The following is a 19,958-nucleotide window of genomic DNA, read 5'->3' as shown; positions in this document are numbered from 1 at the left end:
GCAGTTACATTCATATGCTATATATAGAAAATGACCGTAGATCTGTTGTGTTTACAGTAATATAATTATGTAAATAAATAGCATGTCAGGAGGATGTATGGAGGAGTATCAGGTATATCAGGATATCAAGGCGAGAACAAACGGAGAAATATACATCGGCGTAGTTGGACCGGTGAGAACAGGAAAATCCACATTTATAAAAAGATTTATGAACCAGATGGTTATTCCTAACATTTCAGGGGAAAATGACAGGCAGCTTGCACAGGATGAACTGCCGCAGTCGGCATCAGGAAAGACCATAATGACGACTGAGCCAAAATTTATACCAAAGGAAGCTGTATCAATCAATGTTGCTGACAATCTGGATATGAAGGTAAAGATGATCGATTGCGTGGGATATGTCGTCAAGGATGCCGAGGGTCAGTTTGAGGATGGCAAGGAGAGAATGGTGAGAACGCCGTGGTTTGACTATGACATTCCGTTTTCCAAGGCGGCGGAGATAGGCACAAACAAGGTTATAAATAACCATTCAACTGTTGGGATTGTTGTGACCACGGATGGCAGCTTTGGTGAGCTTCCGAGGGAGAGCTATCTTGAAGCTGAGCAGAAGACTGTTGATGAGCTGAAGGCCATTGGGAAGCCATTTGTCATTCTTCTCAACACCGACAAACCATCCAGCAGTCAGACGGCCGCGCTCTCGGCAGAAATGAGCGATACATATGGTGCAAGTGTTATTCCGGTAAACGTGGAGCAGCTCAGAGAATCGGATATTACATATATTTTTACAGAACTTCTTATGAGCTTCCCTGTCACATCTATATATTTTGAGATACCGAAATGGCTTGAGGTTGTCGATGATGACAATGAGATCAAGAGCAGCGTTATATGTGATGCAGTCCAGATAATGGCGGCTGCAGACAGCCTGAGGGATATCGATCATATGGACTACCCTGAGAATGAATATGTCAAGAGATATAAGTGTTCCAGCATAAATATGGCGGATGGATGTGTGAATATAAACGTCGATATCTACGATAATTATTATTACGCAATGCTGTCAGATATGATGGGCGCAGATATAACAAACGAGTACGATTTTATCACTGAGCTCAAATCCATGGCAGATAATCGTAAGTATTGTGTGAGTGTCATGGGAGCGCTTGAGCAGGTGAACAATGGAGGTTATGGCCTCGTTATGCCGGATAAGTCGAATGTCCAGCTCGGAAGTCCTGAGGTTATAAAGACCGGAGGAAAATTTGGAGTGAAGATATCGGCGAGCGCGCCATCGGTACATATGATCAAGGCGAATATCACCACCGAGATCATGCCTCTTGTGGGAAGCAAGGAGCAGGCGGATGATCTTGTCACATACATATCTGACAACAGCGATGATGGAGATATGTGGGGAGTTAATATATTTGGCAAGACCATAGAACAACTCGTTGACGATGGACTTAACAACAAGGTCAGCAAGATAGGTGCGGAGAGTCAGCAGAAGCTTCAGAATACCATGGAGAAGATCGTAAATGACGGAAATGGCGGAATGGTGTGCATAATAATATAAGATTGCATATTTATGGCAGGCTATGTTAAAATGTCTAAGGTGTTCTGGTGGATGCCTTAGACATTTGATTGTCCGGGCATGGAACATTATGGTGGTTATCAATTCAGGATGGAGACGTACATATGTCTGCGATAGATGTAAAGCTTAATGTATTTGAGGGCCCACTGGATCTTCTTTTGCATTTGATAGAGAAAAACAAAGTCAATATATACGATATTCCGATCGTCACTATCACAGAGCAGTATCTGGAATATGTGAACAACATGGAGGAAGAAGATCTTGACGTCATGAGCGAATTTCTGGTCATGGCGGCGACTCTGATCAAGATCAAGTCCAAGATGCTCCTGCCGAAGGATGAGGAGGATCCTGAGGATGAAGAGGATCCTAGAGAAGAGCTCGTCAGACGACTGCTTGAGTACAAGATGTACAAGTATGCTGCCGGTGAACTGAAGGATCTGGAGATTGAGGGAAACAAGGCATTTTTCAAGAAGGCGACCATACCGGCTGAGGTGAAGAATGTCAAGCAGGAGGTCGATCCTTATGAGTTGATCTCCAAGGCTGATGTGGATCTCCAGAAGCTCAATGAGATATTCAAATCGGTTATGCGTAAGCAGGTCGACAAGGTAGATCCGATACGAAGCAAATTCAAAGAGATCGAGAGGGAGGAGATTTCCCTTGAGGAGAAGATGGCGGAGGTAAGAGAAGAAGTCAGAGGACTGGAGGGCATAAACTTCAGGACACTGCTTGAGATGCAGGCATCAAAGATGAATATCATAGTCACATTCCTTGCCATACTTGAGCTTATGAAGATAGGCGCAATAGCGATCAGACAGGAAGATATATTCGGAGAGATAATCATTGATTCTCTGGATACTATATAGAGATGAGGTAACGATGAATAACGAAGATTTACAGAATGAGGAAATAGATGAAGTAAATACCCCTTCAGAAGAGAATGAGGAGGCCAGGACGGACAAGGAGTACAGTGACGATTATCTCACATCCGCCATCGAGGCTATACTTTTCTCAGTGGGTGAGTCTGTATCGATCGACAGACTTGCCTCAGCTCTTGAGATGGACAAGAGGAAGCTTACAAAGCAGCTTGAGGGTATCATATATAATTACAACAACAGCGACAGGGGTATCAGGATCATAGATCTTGACGGTTCGCTTCAGCTCTGTACGCGCAACGAATACTATGGAATTCTCGCCAAGGTTGTCAATACACCGAAGAAGCTTTCCCTCACGGATGTTGTTCTTGAGACTTTGTCTATAATTGCATACAAACAGCCGATAACAAGGCCCGAGATCGAGGCTATAAGAGGAGTTTCATGTGTACATGCCATAAACAAGCTCATAGAGTACAATCTCGTGCAAGAGGTTGGAAGACTTGATGCTCCTGGACGACCTATCATGTTTGGAACAACAGAGGAATTCCTCAGATGCTTTGGAGTGTCATCGACAAATGATCTTCCGATGATAAGCCCTGATAAGATAGAGGACTTCAAGAAAGAAGCGCTGGAGGAAGCAGATTTCACGCTCAGTGTAGATACGACATCCGAAGAATAACAGACATGTTCCTGTAATATAATATCATGACCAATATTATGAGGATATGACGGTATATGCATATGTTTTCTACAGGAAAAAGATCACGCATAAGGCGGTTTATGTTGCTTGTTGCAGCCTGGACTGCAGCAAGTCTGGTAATACAGTTTCTCGTTGGTAACAATATATTTATAAAAGCGTATGCTGAGGAAGACAATACAGCGGATGTACAGCTATTTGCCAGAAATGCGATTCTGCTGGATGGGGAGACTGGAGATATACTATATGACAAATGTAGTGATGAGCACAGACCCAACGCCAGCACGACCAAGATACTTACATGTATACTTGCAATCGAGTGCGGGAATCTGGCGGATGATGTGACAGCTTCATCCTATGCATCCAAGATGCCTGAGGTCAGACTTGGGGTTCGTGACGGCGAGAAGTACACACTTGAAGACATGTTGTACGCCATGATGCTCGAGAGCTACAACGACGCCGCTGTAGTCATAGCGGAACATATCGGTGGCAGTGTGCAGCACTTTGCGGAGATGATGAACGCAAAGGCTGAGGAGATAGGCTGCCATTCTACATATTTTATCACGCCAAATGGTCTGGATGCCCAGGACGAAAATGGCGTCCATGGCACCTCTGCGGAGGATCTTGTCAGGATCATGAGGTATTGTATTCTTATTTCACCCCAAAAGGATGAATTTCTGAAGATTACCCGAACAAAATCATACACATTCACTGATAATACCGGAAATAGAACATTTGCATGCATTAATCACAATGCATTTCTCGATATGATGCCATGCGCATTGTCAGGAAAGACCGGCTTTACCTGCGATGCTGGATATTGCTATATAGGAGCTGCGGAGGTTGAGGGACATACATATATATGGGCTCTCCTTGGCTGCGGATGGCCGAATAATAAGACTTATAAATGGAAAGATTCCAGGGCACTTGTGGCATTTGCGCAGGAACACACCATATACACGGAGCTTAAGGCGCCTGCTTCGCCTGACATCAGGATAACATATTCATCGGGCTCGTCGGCAGATGGAAGCACAGCGACAAAATGCAGGCTGAACAGGACTGTGACAGCATCTGAAGGTGGTATACAGTATGTATACAAAGTCGCGGATACATTAAAGGCACCTGTGCATAAAGGCGCTGTGGCCGGTTTGCTTGAAGTGTACCTGGACGATGAACTTATAGATGTTGAGAATGTTATTGTGTCCGAGGAGATAGCAGATGTGACATTTAAGGATGAGATAATAAAAGTTTTATATCGTGCTGCAATGTAACATTTGCCTGGCACAGGCATATCCTAAATTATCAATAATATAAGGGCGGTGCACTGAGGTATGGATATGGATTGTGTATACTACGTGGTAGGCGGTGACAGGAGAAGCTGCTATATGTCTCTCAGTCTGGCGGAGAAAGGCAGTAATGTGTTTCATTTCGATCCATATGATGCCGATCTGCTGAGACATTCGCCGGTCACCATTATTTCGGGGGCTTCAGGAGTGGGCTTTCGCAGACTGATAGAGGGCGAATGTGCGTCTCCATCTGTAGAAATGCTGAAAGCTATCATTCTTCCTGTGCCTGTTACGAGGGATGGTGAATTTGTCAACGGCAGAACCCTTCTCACCGTGAACAGCATTCTGGAATGCAGCAAGGAATTTGACATTGTGTTTGGAGGCGGGATAGGCAAATATATGTCTGATACAAACGAAAATAGTCCTTATGTATTTGATTTTCTTGCAGATGATGTTGTGGCCGAGAGAAATGCAGTTGCAACCGCGGAGGGGACAGTCTGCGATGCGGAGGAGCTGTCTGATATTAATATAGACGGAAGCGTATGTCTGGTGACGGGATTTGGCAAATGTGCCAGGGTTCTTGCCGAAAGGCTTGCATCCTGGGGAGCAGATGTAATAGTTATGGCAAGACGTCCAAAGCAGAGGAGTGATGCGGCGCTCATAGGCTACAAGGTTATGTCATTTGAGGATATTCCGATATATAGGCATATACTGTCAGAAGTGGATTTTTGCTTCAATACAGTACCTGCGAGAGTTGTATGTGAAGATATCCTGTCTCTACTCAGCAGACATGCGGTTGTAATAGATATAGCATCTATGCCGGGAGGGGTGGATTTTGATTATTGCAAGGAACATGATATTCCTTATAAACACAGCCTGGGAATCCCGGGTAAGCTGTCTCCAAAGACCTCGGGGATGATTCTTGCCGATGCAGTGGTAGAGGCAGTGTCGGCTCACCGCTGAAATGGATTTGTATGAACTGACGCTTAATAAATAGGAGTGTATATAACATGGATTTATCAAAGTGCAATGTAGGTATGGCTATAACCGGTTCATTTTGTACCTTTGATAAGATTAAGATAGAAATAAAGAAAATGGTTGAGATGGGAATAAATGTGTATCCGATATTCTCGCCTCACTCCGCAGAGTACGACACAAGATTTGGAAAAGCTGACAAATTCGTAAATGACGTTGAGACGATAGCAGGGAGAAAAGGCATTTACACCATACAGGAGGCTGAGCCTATAGGCCCCAAGTCCTATCTTGATGCGCTGGTCATAGCACCTTGTACCGGCAACACCATCGCCAAGCTGACAAATGGCATAACTGACACCGCGGTTCTCATGGCTGCAAAGGCACATCTGAGGAACAATAAGCCACTCATCATATCTGTTTCGACAAATGATGCCATGGGTATGAACTTCAAGAACATCGGTCAGCTCATGAACATGAAAAATATTTATTTTGTTCCATTTGAACAGGATAACTGTGTGAAGAAACCCAATTCACTTATAAGCAGACTTGATCTCATCCCAGCCACCATAGAGGAGGCTCTTGAGGGAAGGCAGATACAGCCTGTGCTCATAAAATAGTTTTGTACACCCGATGGGGTATAAGTTTGTTGCTTATTGCGACTATTATACCCCATCGGGTGTAGTTTTGCTTTGTATAATATTTTTTATACCCGTTATGGTATAAAAAATATTATATTTGATTGAAATTATACCTCATCGGGTGTAATATATAAGGAGAATAGCGTATAAGAAGAATCACGTGTAGGAGGAATCACGTGTAGGAGGAATCACATATAAGAGGTAATAACGATGAATAAGATAGCTGAATTTATAAAGACTAACAGAAAAGAAGCGGGTCTTACACAGGAAGAATTTGCAATAAGATCAGGCCTTGGACTCAGATTTGTCCGCGAACTTGAACAGGGGAAAGAAACTGTGCGTATGGACAAGGTCAATGAAGCTCTTGCAATGTTCGGCATGGAGGCGGTTCCAGGGAGAAAGGATGATTGATGGTGGATAATACTTTTAGAACGGCTTATGTATATATAAGAAATGAATTTGCGGGAATTTTATGTGAGACCGACGAGGGATATACATTTTCTTACGATGAAGAATATCTTGAGAGAGAAAATGCCAGTGCTGTATCACTTACCATGCCATTGTCGAAGGACATGTATCGATCCAAGACTTTATTTTCTTTTTTTGATGGACTAATCCCCGAGGGCTGGCTGCTTGATGTTGTCAGCAGAAACTGGAAAATAGATGTAAGGGACAGGTTTGGATTGCTGCTTGTTGCATGCCGCGATGCGATAGGCAATGTAAGTGTCATGGAGGATCGCGTATGAATTGTTTGTGCTGTGGAAAAACTTTGAAAAATGACGACGGAACAGGCTGGCATAAAGCTTGTGTGAAGAGATTTTTTACGACGACTAAGCTGCCAGATATAGATATAGATGATCAGAAACTAAAAGTTCTTGCAGAGGAAAGTATAAACAAGGGTTATACGGTCCCGGGTGTGCAGAAGAAACTGTCGTTACACCTGCTTTCTGAACCAGGTAATCCAAGACTTACATTGGTAAACTACCCAACAGGATATATACTTAAACCTCAGGTTGATCAGTTTAAAGCGATGCCTGAAGCGGAGCAACTTGTGATGTCTATGGCTGATATGATAGGAATTTCAACGGTGCCGCATGCGTTGATCAAAGGAAATGGGCAGATGGCATATATTACTAAAAGAGTGGATAGGATATTCGAGAAAACAACTGTTGAAATGCTTGCAATGGAAGATTTCTGTCAGTTGGACTATCGTCTTACACAGGACAAATATAAAGGTTCATACGAGCGATGCGCAAAAATCATAGAAAAATATTCAAGTCGTGTAGGTCTGGATATGGCAGAATTCTATATGAGAATTGTATTTTCTTTCGTGACTGGCAATTCCGATATGCATTTGAAGAATTTTTCGCTTATTGAAACAGAGGTGGGAAGCGGAGATTATGTTCTCTCACCAGCCTATGATCTGCTGCCGGTAAATGTTATCATGCCTGAGGATACAGAGCAATTGGCGATACCGATGAATGGGAAAAAGAGAAATGTGAGAAGAAAAGATTTCCTTATATTTGCTGATGTATGTGGTTTAAGTCGGATATCAGCGGAGAAGATGATAAGTTTGGTAGTTAAAAATAAGGACAAAATGAAAAAGATTTGTGACGAATCTTATATACCTGAAAAAATGAAATCAGACTTCAATCATTTGATTGAGGAAAGAATGCTGATTTTGTCAGATTGATAAAAATTTAATATAATACGAAATCCCAGAAGTTACTTACTATCGAAATGTGATTCGAAATGTGACTTCTGGGATTTTTGTTGACTGACATAAGATAGTCCTGTAAAATATTTATTGTGAGACAGGGAGTATCACAATATAACTTTGGAGTGTAAAGTAATATATGAGAGATCTGGAAAAACTAAAAGAGGAAATGGATGAGCGCAATAGAAAGATCCTTGACGTTGCATTTGAGCTGTTCGTAGACAAGAAGATAGAGGCGGTGAGCATGGGAGATATTGCAAGGGCTGCCGATGTGGGAAGGGCTACATTGTTCAGGTACTATCCAAGTAAGCTTGAGCTGGTCATAGCAGTATGTGCTGATCAGTGGAAGAGATATCTGGATGGCCTGGACGAGAGAAGGCCTATATCGTCTGTACATGACATACCTGCCATAGACAGACTGAGATTTACCATGGACAGTTACATAGACATGTATCAGAACCACAAGGCGTTGCTGAAGTACAACGATAACTTCAACTACTATGTGACACATGAGGGCAAGAACAATGATCAGCTTGTTGATTTCCACAGTTCACTGTATTCGGTGGACACCAGACTTCACATGATGTACGAGAAGGCGAAGGTGGACAGAACTATACGGACTGACATACCGGAAGCAGAATTCATGCGTGTAACGGTTCATTCCATGATGACGGCCTGCGCCCACTATGCGGAGGGCTTCATATGGGGATCGGACGACAACAAGGATTACACGGACGAGCTTATAATGATCAAGGAGATGATACTTGATTATGCAACAAAAGGGATAATGTAACAGGGTGCACAGGAGAGACTGTTATGGAAATGGAGGAATGTAATGAAAAAGGGAATACTATTTAAGAAGGGAATTATAATTGCACTTGCTACAGCGATGGTTACGTCGCCTGCGCCGGTGATGGGTGTAAGTGACTGGGGAGTGATGACTGCTAAGGCAGAGGAGACTACAACGGAAAAAATACCCGAATATTTATTGATGGGCTCAACACGTCTTATTGATAATGGGGAATTTCAAGATGATGAAGTTTCTGGTAATGATGACACGATATATCAGGGAACTAATTGGTACTATGACATCACGAGGAATCAGCTTGTACTGGAAAATGCGTCTATTTCTGGAAACATTACGATTCAGAACGGTGATCTTTCGATTATGTTATCCGGAACAAATACTATGAGATCAGATATGGTGATTCAAAGTATTTTAACAGAAAGCGGAATTGTGCCTACATTAGAAATAAATGGTAACAATCAGAATGAAAGTCTAAGTTGTGGAAAAATCAGTGCAGATGACTTAGGCTCAAATAATAATAATATAAAAATTATAGGAGCAACGCTGGAGACTTCCCAAATTGAATGTAGCGGCAGCTTAACGATTGAAAATAGCCATGTGGTAGCAAATGAGGAGGATCATTCAAACGTAATTAGTGGTGATAAAATTAATATAGTAGACAGTTATGTTGAAGCGAAAGCAACAACAGAACGATACGAAGGTGAGGTAATTAGATCAAATCAACAAATTAATGTATCAGGAAGCCAGATCGTGGTTAGCCGTGCTTTAGCCTGTCAAGAACCTGTATTAAGTGATTGTGACTTCAGCAACTCTGTCATCACAAAGCAATGGAACGACATTGATACCGGTGATGATGTAACGAAAACATATGTATATGGTAAAGCCGCTTTAAAAGAAGATTTAACGATTGCAAGTGGAGAAAGCATAGAATTTGAGAGTAGTGCGAGCATCACAAATCTGGACAAGCTTATTGTTGAAGATGGAGCCACAATTCTGATAGATGGAGCTGAACACAAACATAATACAAACGGTAATATTACATATATTTGGCAAGATGACAAAGAACATACAAAAGGAGTAGCATGCAAAGACTGTCCGATTGGATATGTGACTAAAGAGACGAAATCACACAATTATAATTCACAGGGATTTTGTACAGAATGTGACGCTTATCAGCCGGCGGTGCTCACAACAGACAAGTATGATATTGACAATGATGATAGTAAGGACAAGGTGTACGAGATTGGAAATGCAGGCCAGCTTTACTGGTTTGCCGGACTTGTAAATGGTACACTTTCAGGTGTAGAGCAGAATGTATCAGCGAATGCAGTCCTGACCGCGGACATTGTTGTGAATAAAAATGTTCTGAAGTCGGATGGAACCTTGAACGAGGGAACATTTAAGGAATGGACACCTATTACAGGTTCTTCCAATAGTACATATAGCGGTATATTTGACGGACAAAACCACACCATCAGTGGATTGTATTTCAATCAAGAGGATAGTTATGATGTAGGATTGTTCGGTCGTAACAATGGTAAGATTGCCAATGCAGGTATTTTGGATTCTTATTTCTATGGTACCAGCAAGGTAGGAGGCGTGTGTGGAAATAATTATACCGGAACTATTACAAACTGTTATAATACCGGCAGCGTCAGTGGTTTAGGAAATCTAGGAGGCGTGAGCGGATATAATTATACCGGAAGCGTCACAGACTGCTATAATACCGGAAATGTCAGTGGTAGTAGCGGATTTGTAGGAGGCGTGAGCGGAGATAATAGTAAAGGAACTATCATCAACAGTTATAATGCCGGCAGCGTCAGTGGTAAAGAATTTGTAGGAGGCGTGAGCGGATATAATTATACCGGAAGCATCACAGACTGCTATAATATCGGTAGCGTCAGTGGTAGCGAAGGTAATGTGGGAGGTGTGAATGGATGGAATAAAGGAAGCATCACAAACTGCTATAATGTCGGTAGTGTTAGTGGTACAGAACATTATGTAGGAGGCGTGAACGGATATAATGACGGAGGAACCATCACAAACTGTTATAATACCGGTAGTAGTGTTAGTGGTAGTGGATATGTAGGAGGCGTGAACGGACGGAATCAAGGAACTATCACAAACTGTTATAATACCAGTAGTGTCAGTGGTAAAGAACGTTATGTAGGAGGTGTGATCGGACGTAATGAATCCAATGCAACCATCACAAACTGTTATTATGACAGCACTATTTATACTGGAAATGCGATAGGCGCGAATGACGGAACCACTGAAAAGGTTGAAGGTAAAACGACAAAGCAATTCAAAACAGGTGAAGTTGCATATCTCCTGCAGAACGGCCAGTCAGAAGAAATCTGGGGACAGACCATCGGAACAGACACTTATCCTGTATTACGCGGTGCAAAGGTATATAAGAGCATAACTTATATAGGCTGTAACGATTCATCTGACGTTGCCTCGGTGTCATACAGCAATGAGAAAAAGGATGTATTTGGCAAACATAACTTCGAGGATGGCATATGCAGATACTGTGGTGAGAAACTTGCGGCGACAGTCACAAAAGGTGATGAGACTTTATCCTGTGTTTCACTGCCGGAAGCAATAGGTTATGCCGAAAAAATGCCGGGTAGTGTTGTTACCGTTATGGAAGATACGAATACAGCTCTTGATATAAACAATCCTGATTCTGATTTTACTATAGACATAAATGGACATAAGATAGATGATATTAATGTAAATAACGGAAAAATAACGATAATTGCTTCCAAGACGGGAGGATACGTAAAAGGTCATTTAGATATAAAAAAAGATTCAACAGTAACAATTGGTAATGTAAAAATTTCGGGAACGATACATACTATGGGTCAATTGATACTAAATGGTGGAGATATAAACAAGATAATTCTAGCTGATGAAACAATAAAATTATACTTTAACAACAGTGATATAAAAATCAATGACGGAATATATTTGTATGGAATATACGGAGAAAAAATAATTATAAATGCAGAGCCTCATAATGTTATTCCGATTGTTCTGGATGGAATAGGTGTACAACAAGGTGCTGCATATGCTGTAGCAGGTGATGGCATTGCGTTAAAGTCAGATTGGTTCAACGCATCATCAGATGATTCTATAATTGATCTGTCAACAAGTATAGAAGATAATAAGCTTAGAATAGGAGCATTGCTGAACGATAAAGTATATGCAGAGTTAGATGAAAATAAAAACATCATCTACTCCGGAAGTGAGTTAAAACCATCTGTAAAGGTATATTATAATTGGGACAATATGTTTTCTGTACAGCTAAAAGAAGGCTCAGATTATAATGTAACGTATTCCGACAATATCAACGCCGGCACAGCGACTGCGATTGTAACAGGAATCGGTGCTTACTCAGGAACAAAGAACGTGACATTTACCATTGAGCCAAAGAAGATCAGCAGTCCAACATTTGACGGACTTAAGTCTGAGTACACATACACAGGACAGAAGGTAGAGCCTGAGTTTGCCCTTATGGATGGTGATACAGTCATTCCTTCAAGCGAATATGAAGTATCTTACAGTGACAATACAGAAGTTGGAACAGCGGCAATAACCATCACGGACGTCATGGGAGGAAATTACGATATAAACTGCAAGGCTGAATTCGATATAGTTAAAGCTGATCCGGTTATAAGTGAACTTCCGGTGGCAGATCCTATAAGCTACGATCCACACAAAACCTTAAATGAAGCAAGTATTTCGGGCGGAGTCGTAATCGGAGTTTCAGGAGAAAACATAACCGGAACATGGAGCTGGGCTGATGATTCTGTAGTACCATCGGTGGACGTTACAGACTATGATGTCATATTTATCCCAGATGACCAGAAACATTACAATTCAGTCAGGGGAACTATTCAGTTGAATGTCTCAAAGGCCGATGTAGAAGTAGTTGAATTACCAGCGGCAAGCGGAATAACATACGGTGACAATCTTGCAAAAGCTGTTATATCTGGAGGAAGAGTGTCCTTTGAGGGTATTGATCAGGTTGAGATACCGGGAACATTTGCATGGAAGGATGATTCCATAAAGCCGTTTGTATCTGACAGTGACAAGACGCTGTATACCGTTGTATTTACGCCGGCTGACAGTGTGAATTACAACACAGCAGAAGCTGAAATTACGGTAAATGTAAGTAGGGCTGCCATGCCGAATCTTGTGATAAGTGTTGATAATACCCACAAGACAGTAGGAAGTATTTCCCTTCCGGGTGACTGGACATGGCTTGATAAAGACACTGAGATTGTGATAAAGGCAGGCGGATCAGTGGAGGCAACCGCTGTATACGTTGGCGATGACAAGGAAAATTATGACAGCACAGAGCTGAAGATAACCATCTACAGAGCGGCATGTTCAGAGGGGAAGACAGTAAAGTATACACTAAAAGGAGAGAAGGCTCCGACCTGTACAAAGTCTGGTACTGGACATACAGAGTGTTCAATCTGCGGTGATGTCATGAGCACAGGTGTGTATGTAAAGGAACTTGGACATAAGTGGAATTCCGGCAGGGTGACAAGGAAACCTACATACACGGCGACAGGTGTGAAGACATTCACATGTACCGTGTGCAAAGCAACTAAAATTGGAAGTATTGCCAAACTTGCAACAACTGATATAAGTAAAAAGACAAGCAAGATCACTGTTTCCGGAATAGAGAACAAGATCTATAATGGAAAGGTACATACCCAGAAGTCTCTTGTTGTCAAGGCTGGTGCAAAGACACTTAGACTGAACAAGGATTACACTGTAACCTACAGCAAGAACAAAGCGGTTGGCAAGGCAAGCGTGACTATATGTGGTAAGAATGCATATTCAGGGAAGATAACAAAGACATTTACCATAGTAAAGGCTGCCAAGGGAAAGACATATACAGTTGGAAAGTTCAGGTACACAATAACCGGAGCAAAGGCAGACGGCACCGGAACAGTTGCAATTGCCGGAACAACGTACTCAAGGTCAGATAAGAAATTTGCATCACTGACCATCGCAGATACTGTAGTTATAGGAGATGTAAGGTTTAAGATAACATCTGTAAGCGCAAATGCATTCAGCAGATATACGGCTCTAAAGAATGTCACTATAGGTAACAATGTGACAAGCATAGGGGCAAACGCATTTTTATCATGCAAAAACCTTAAGAAGATGACGATAAAGTCAGCTAAACTTAGGAGCGTTGGAGCGAAAGCCTTCAGTGGAACATACAGTAAAATTACATTTGCAGTACCTAGGAATAAGGCCACAGCATACAAGAAACTGATAAAGAAGGGCAGTCCTTCTGCGAAAGCAATCTATAAATAACAAATATATAAATTGCCTGTAAAAACAAGACTTTCAGAACTCTTGTACATGCAGCGTATTCGCCATTTTCGATACGCCGCATGTATACAGAAGTCTGGAAGTCTTTTTATATGTCAAGGACAATGGCATATTTTTTCAGCCAGTAGTCTACCTGAAGCAGATATGCCATCATCTGAGGGCCTGCCATGAGCTGACCGAACCAAGGTCTGCCGTAATCCTTTGGCGCGTTTATGAAACTTTTCACATATTCTCTGTCAATGAGAGGCAGAAGAGGACTTTCCGGATCGTTTAGCACACAGAGAAGCCTCTTTGCAAGCTCCTGCTCATAATGAGGGTCATATGACTTTGGATAAGGGCTTTTCTTTCTGTACATGATCTCGTGCGGAACATAATCCTTCATGGCCTCTCTGAGAAGCTTTTTCTCACAGCCTTCGGAATATTTGTACTCCCATGGAACGTTGAACACATAATCAAGTATTCGTGGATCTGCAAATGGAACTCTCGCCTCAAGTCCGCTTGCCATGCTTGTTCTGTCCATTCGGTCAAGCAATGTCTGCATGAACATCCTGATATTCAGATAAGATATCTGCCTGCGCCGCTTTTCTGTATCGGATTCCCCCGGAAGAAGATTGATCTCGGACAGGAGAGAATTGTACAGTGATGACACATATCCCGGTATATCAAGACTTTCACGAAGTTCGGGCGACAGTACGGACAGTCTCGGTGACAGGTCTTTCATCCACGGAAATGTATCAGATGAAAGCAGTTCTTCCCTGTAGAACCATGGGTATCCTCCAAATATCTCATCTGCACATTCTCCGGTCAATACTACTTTGTATTCCTTTGCCACAAGTGAGCAGAAGTAGAGAAGGGAAGAATCCACATCCGCCATCGTCGGCATATCCCTGGATTCTACGGATGTGTAGAGGTAATCTGCAAGGTCACTATAATTGCAAGTCAGATATGTGTGGTCTGAATCTATGTGCGAGACCATCATGTCGACGTATGGACGATCTTGCTCCGGCTGAAATGCGTTTGACTTGAAATATATGGAGTTGTCCTTGAAGTCAAATGAGAATGTGTGAAGCTGCTTTCCCTGCTCCTTAAGCTTTGCCGCACACACACTGCTGACGATTGATGAGTCGATGCCGCCTGAGAGAAAAGTGCAAATAGGTACATCTGATACAATCTGTTTTTCTATACTGTCCTTAACAAGATATCGAACTTTTTTCACTGTGTCTTCGTAGCTGTCCGTGTGTGGTGTGCTTGTGATGCGGTAGTATGTGAAGTCACTCGTTCCATATGCTGAGAACTTCATAAAATGTCCCGGTTTCACTTCGTCTATGTTCTTGAACACACCGCAGCCGGGAGTTTTGGACGGACCAATTCCAAACACTTCACACAGTCCATTTGCATCTATGACAGGTCGTATGCCCGGATAGCATAGTATCCCTTTTATCTCCGATGCAAATACAAGAGTCCTGTCGTCTGTCACTGAGTAATACAGTGGCTTGACACCGAAGTGGTCTCTGTACAGATATATTGTCTGGATATGCTCATCATATATTGCAAATGCAAATATACCGTTCAATCTATGTACAAAGTCCGGGCCATAATGTAGAAAGCAGTTGAGTATAACCTCTGTATCAGATGTTGTGTCAAATGTATATCCAAGGGCGAGTAGCTCCGATTTCAGCTCCTTTGTGTTGTAGATCTCGCCGTTGTACACTATGTATATATCATTTTCTCCGATTGTCTTTTTCATGGGTTGTTCGCCTCTTGCCACGTCACGTATGGACAGTCTGGTGTGGGCAAGCCCGCAGTGGAATGACAGCACTGTATTCTGTGCATCCGGACCTCTGTGAGCAAGCGCCTTATTCATGTCGTTCAATATGTATGAGTATCGTTCATGTTCGGTATTGAAATCCCTGTTGGAGTTATAGAATCCTGCGATGGAACACATATATTTACCTCTTTTTGTGGTATCTATATATTATATTGGGGAGTTGATTTTATAGAACTTTTAGATGATATGCGGTTGTAGTATGATTAAATAAAAGTTATAATCTAAACAAGATTTTTATATGAAGGACTGACATTGCGCTTGGAGAGGCACATACAGGAGGACATATAAAATGACGATATTTAAAGATAAGACTATAACGGACAATTTTATTTTTGGCGCTGTAATGCAGAATCCGAAATTGTGTAAAGCACTGCTGGAATGCATTTTAAACATAAAAATACGGGAGATAAAATATCCAGAGCTTGAAAAGACGATAAGCAAAGGCGTAGGCTCAAAAAGTGTTCGACTTGATGTGTATATTGAAGATGAATTCGACACAATATACAACATTGAGATGCAGACAACAAATAAGAAAAATCTTCCTAAAAGGATGAGATATTATCAAGGTATAATAGATATCAATATCATCGACAAGGGCGAAGATTATAACAAGTTAAAGAAGAGTTATGTAATATTTATATGTGATTATGATGAATTTGGCATGGGTCGTCATATCTATACTTTTGAGAATACGTGCATTCAGGAACCTGCACTTAAGCTTAATGATGATACTGTAAAAATTATACTTAATACAAAAGGCACTATGGATGATGTGAGCGATGAAGTAAAAGAGCTTCTCCACTATATTGGTGGAGATAAACCATCAAGCACTCTAACAAAATTGCTTGATGAAGAGGTTAATAATGTTAAAAGCAATAAGAAATGGAGGCGCGAATTTATGACATTGTTGATGAGAGATAACGAAAATAAGCTGTTGGGCAAATATATGCATCTGATTGATCAGGTAAAGAAGCTAGATGTAAAAGATGCCGAGATTGCTGCTAAAATACTGGGAATCAAAGAACAGCAAATATATGAGATAAAAGATTACATAGCAGAACATCCTGAGATGGACGAGGATGATCTTGCTGAACATATAGCATATTGGCTTGATCTGGACTGATAATTTGTAGATAAATGTATGTAAAGCAAAGTGCATGAATCGGTTTTTCATGCACTTTATTTTGTTATATCACACCACAGGTGTAATGCAGAATAAAGCATGCGTTGATATAATTGAATATGCTGTCATGTTATGATTATTGCGACAATAGAGCTTGGAGTTTATAGAAATACATATCCATAAGAAACAATACAGAAAGAGGAAATCTATCGTGAAAAATACAATAATACAGACTAATAAAAAATACCTTCCGGGACTGTTAAATATTGCGGTTCCGATCATGCTGAGCAATCTGATATCACAGCTCCAGATGCTTATAGACAGAATATTCTTAGGACACGTAAACAGCATGTACATGAGTGCACTTGGCAATGTGACTTCGCCGATGTGGACAACCATGTCGTTCTGTTTTTCCATAGTGACAGGAGCGTCCATACTTATAAGCCAGAGTGTTGGTGCAGGAGATAATGAACATATAGAGGAATACTCCGGTGCCATGGTGAAATACAACAATATCATACCGATACTGTTATTTTTCTTCTGGACATTCTGCGCTGAATTTGTATTCAGACTCATGGGTGTGTCAGATGGCCTGATGCCGATGTGTCTTGATTATTCCAGGTATTATGCGCCTGTATTTCTGATAACAGGACTTGGCGGTGCTTTCAGTGTAATACTTCAGACGTCTAATTATACAAAGCCGCTTGTCATATATGGAATATTAAGATCTGGTGTAAATATATTCCTTGACTGGGTTATGATATTTGGAAGATTCGGGCTTCCGGCCATGGGGATAAAGGGTGCAGCCATAGCGACTACAATAGCGGAGTACTCTGGACTTATATTCGCAGTGATATTCGTGGTATCAAGCAAGAAGCTTAACACTAAACCATCAATGAAATGGGTGTTAAAGGCACATATAAAGCCGTATCTTTTGTCTGCGAAGCTTGGTGTCAACACAGCTCTTGAGGATTTTGCGTGGAACCTCGGTAATCTGCTGCTTATAAGGATTCTCAACGCCATAAATGAGATGGCTGCCGGAATTTATTCCATCATATTCAGTGTCGAGGTTCTGGCGGTTGTCATCATTGGAGCGATAGGAAATGGTACAATGACACTAACCGGTGAGGCAAAAGGAAACAATGATCTGGGTAAATACAAGGGTGTATGTGTCTGTGCGTATGGCTTGTGTATAGTAGTTGGAATCATCACACTCGGTGTCTGTCTTGCGTTTCCGCAGCAGATCATATCACTTTTCACCAACGACAAGAGTATAATTGCATCGTGTGGGATATATCTGATCTTTATCAGCATCAATCTGTTCGCAAAATCAGCAAACATAGTTGTTGGCAATGCGATCAGGGGCAGTGGCAACACGATATGGATGCTCATAACACAGCTGTTTGGCACGGTGTGGGTGGTTTCTGTGGCGCTTTTGTTTGTGTTTGTCCTTAAGCTTGGAATAGCAGGCGTCTTTCTTGCAGTCATAGTGGACGAGATCGTTAGATCATTTATCAATCTCGGTAAATATCTGAGGATAGTGAAGAACTGGGAAAGCACAGACTGGGGGAAAGAAAGTCTTATATGAAAGGGGATATATGATTTGATTTTAGAAACTAAGAGATTGATATTACGTCACTGGCAGGAGAGTGACGCAGATATATTATTTGAATATGCAAGTGACCCTGATGTGGGACCTATAGCTGGCTGGCCTGTGCATGAGAGCAGGGAGTACAGCCTTGATGTGATACGGAATGTATTTAATGGGCCGGAGTGTTATGCTGTGTGTCTGAAGGACAGCGGTCTGGTTGTCGGTGCCATCGAATTACTGTTAAATGGAAGGACAGATATGACAGACCGCGATGACGAATGTGAACTTGGATACTGGATAGGAAAGCCTCACTGGGGCAACGAATACGCACCGGAGGCGGCTGGGAGGCTTATAGAACATGGATTCCTTGATTTGGGCATGAGAACGATATGGTGCGGTTACTACGATGGCAATTCCAAGTCACGCATAGTACAGGAAAAGCTCGGATTTGTGTTTCATCATACCTGTGATGAAGTGGATGTGCCTCTTTTGAATGAAGTCCGGATAGGACATACGAATATTCTGACGAGAAAACATTGGCTGTCTGGAAAGATGAAGAATGCACTGTATGATCAGCTGGCCAGGGATTATTGCTGTGATGCGGCCGATATATATTCCAGTGACAATATATTCTCTGAATACAGACAGATAGCAGGGCAGAGGCAGTTCAAAGGACAGGAAAAGTGCCCGCTCAAAATAGCTGTGGTAAATGGCAAGCTGTTATTTACCGGTCGTAGAGAGATTGTAGATGAATGCAGAAAACGCTATGAGAATGCATCTGGAAAATGGTTCATGGATATAGAGAATTTTCGTGAACTCGACAATATTCTTTCCAGATACGGATGCAAATTGAAATCTGCCCACCCATTTTACCTTCCGACGAAACTGAGCGAACAGGCAGCGAGAAAAGATAATACAGATAAAACCGTTGATTCGATGATAAAAGAAGATTTTAACCTTGTCAGGTATACTGGGGATGAAATCCTGCAATTCAAAGGAGATGACAGATGGGATGAAGCTTTCTGTTTTGATGATAACACACCTGATGTGCTGGCTGTGGCTGCTGTATCAGATGGTGAGATTATTGGTATGGCTGGCGCAAGCGCTGACAGTGACGACTTCTGGCAGATTGGTATAAATGTTGTTCAAGAAGCTGAGGGAAGGCATGTGGGTACATCGCTGGTATCTGAACTCACTATGGATATACTCAGAAGTGGCAGGATACCATATTATGGAACTGGCATGTCCCATATAGCCTCCCAGAGAGTTGCCGCTGCGGCAGGTTATGATGTGTTCTGGTTTGAACTGCTGGCGGGCAAGTAAAAGAATCGTTGACACATCTTCATGTTAATGATAAAATAATCACATCTAAGGGTCGTAAAACGACCGGGAAATAGTCAAATGCTATGACGAGGAGGAGTACATGCATCCCCCAGATCAACAGAGAGAAGACAATGGTGAGAGTCTTCATCAGGAATGT

At 41.9% G+C, this 19,958-nt stretch carries 15 protein-coding genes and 1 other annotated feature (1 of these 16 running past the window's edge); of the genes, 14 read left to right on the top strand and 1 reads right to left on the bottom strand.

Annotated elements, in window-relative coordinates; translation table 11 throughout:
• Window positions 1-97: 97 nt before the first annotated feature.
• From spoIVA to DXB91_RS00275, 11 genes are all read left to right on the top strand, one after another.
• Window positions 98-1,564, top strand: a complete 1,467-nt coding sequence (gene spoIVA, locus DXB91_RS00325; protein ID WP_015534976.1) for a stage IV sporulation protein A — start codon at window positions 98-100, stop codon at window positions 1,562-1,564.
• 122 nt (window positions 1,565-1,686) lie between these two features.
• On the top strand, window positions 1,687-2,445 hold the full coding sequence (locus DXB91_RS00320; RefSeq protein ID WP_022216424.1) for a segregation and condensation protein A: 759 nt from the start codon (window positions 1,687-1,689) through the stop codon (window positions 2,443-2,445).
• A 13-nt stretch (window positions 2,446-2,458) separates the two neighbouring features.
• Window positions 2,459-3,133: an SMC-Scp complex subunit ScpB gene (scpB, locus tag DXB91_RS00315; protein WP_015534975.1), complete on the top strand. Its 675-nt coding sequence runs from the start codon at window positions 2,459-2,461 to the stop codon at window positions 3,131-3,133.
• Between the two features lie 101 nt (window positions 3,134-3,234).
• A complete protein-coding gene (locus DXB91_RS00310) occupies window positions 3,235-4,422 on the top strand; it encodes a D-alanyl-D-alanine carboxypeptidase family protein (RefSeq protein ID WP_118016548.1) in 1,188 nt (395 codons plus the stop codon).
• Window positions 4,423-4,482: 60 nt separating this feature from the next.
• On the top strand, window positions 4,483-5,400 hold the full coding sequence (locus DXB91_RS00305) for a dipicolinate synthase subunit DpsA (RefSeq protein WP_118016547.1): 918 nt from the start codon (window positions 4,483-4,485) through the stop codon (window positions 5,398-5,400).
• 47 nt (window positions 5,401-5,447) lie between these two features.
• Window positions 5,448-6,029: a dipicolinate synthase subunit B gene (locus DXB91_RS00300; RefSeq protein ID WP_118016546.1), complete on the top strand. Its 582-nt coding sequence runs from the start codon at window positions 5,448-5,450 to the stop codon at window positions 6,027-6,029.
• A 231-nt stretch (window positions 6,030-6,260) separates the two neighbouring features.
• Window positions 6,261-6,461: a type II toxin-antitoxin system Y4mF family antitoxin gene (locus DXB91_RS00295; RefSeq protein WP_015534972.1), complete on the top strand. Its 201-nt coding sequence runs from the start codon at window positions 6,261-6,263 to the stop codon at window positions 6,459-6,461.
• Entirely contained in the window at window positions 6,461-6,796 is a 336-nt protein-coding gene (locus DXB91_RS00290; protein ID WP_082418041.1) for a HipA N-terminal domain-containing protein, read from the top strand. Before DXB91_RS00295 ends, DXB91_RS00290 begins: the two co-directional genes overlap by 1 nt.
• Window positions 6,793-7,743, top strand: coding sequence for a HipA domain-containing protein (locus DXB91_RS00285; RefSeq protein ID WP_118016545.1), 951 nt, complete (start codon window positions 6,793-6,795; stop codon window positions 7,741-7,743). The genes DXB91_RS00290 and DXB91_RS00285 overlap by 4 nt, the downstream gene beginning before the upstream one ends.
• A gap of 163 nt (window positions 7,744-7,906) precedes the next feature.
• Window positions 7,907-8,560 carry a TetR/AcrR family transcriptional regulator gene (locus tag DXB91_RS00280; RefSeq protein WP_118016544.1) on the top strand — a complete coding sequence of 218 codons (654 nt, stop codon included), beginning with the start codon at window positions 7,907-7,909 and terminating at the stop codon, window positions 8,558-8,560.
• A 42-nt stretch (window positions 8,561-8,602) separates the two neighbouring features.
• Entirely contained in the window at window positions 8,603-13,918 is a 5,316-nt protein-coding gene (locus DXB91_RS00275) for a GLUG motif-containing protein (RefSeq protein WP_118016543.1), read from the top strand.
• A gap of 106 nt (window positions 13,919-14,024) precedes the next feature.
• On the opposite strand, the gene asnB is transcribed toward DXB91_RS00275, so the two are convergent.
• The gene (gene asnB, locus DXB91_RS00270; protein WP_118016542.1) at window positions 14,025-15,881 is read right to left on the bottom strand and encodes an asparagine synthase (glutamine-hydrolyzing); all 1,857 of its coding nucleotides are present in this window, start codon (window positions 15,879-15,881) and stop codon (window positions 14,025-14,027) included.
• 172 nt (window positions 15,882-16,053) lie between these two features.
• On the opposite strand from asnB, the gene DXB91_RS00265 reads away from it, so the two are divergent.
• From DXB91_RS00265 to DXB91_RS14295, 3 genes are all read left to right on the top strand, one after another.
• The gene (locus DXB91_RS00265; protein ID WP_117548936.1) at window positions 16,054-16,887 is read left to right on the top strand and encodes an Rpn family recombination-promoting nuclease/putative transposase; all 834 of its coding nucleotides are present in this window, start codon (window positions 16,054-16,056) and stop codon (window positions 16,885-16,887) included.
• Window positions 16,888-17,098: 211 nt separating this feature from the next.
• Entirely contained in the window at window positions 17,099-18,475 is a 1,377-nt protein-coding gene (locus DXB91_RS00260; RefSeq protein ID WP_117548937.1) for an MATE family efflux transporter, read from the top strand.
• Between the two features lie 15 nt (window positions 18,476-18,490).
• On the top strand, window positions 18,491-19,801 hold the full coding sequence (locus tag DXB91_RS14295; RefSeq protein WP_243003485.1) for a GNAT family N-acetyltransferase: 1,311 nt from the start codon (window positions 18,491-18,493) through the stop codon (window positions 19,799-19,801).
• A gap of 74 nt (window positions 19,802-19,875) precedes the next feature.
• Window positions 19,876-19,958: a binding site (T-box leader), on the top strand; it runs 206 nt beyond the window's last position.

The sequence above is a fragment of the Coprococcus sp. OM06-34AC genome (assembly GCF_003462545.1).
GTDB lineage: Bacteria > Bacillota > Clostridia > Lachnospirales > Lachnospiraceae > Coprococcus > Coprococcus aceti.
Note: the sequence above shows the minus strand (reverse complement) of the source record. Positions and strands in the feature narration are given on the sequence as shown.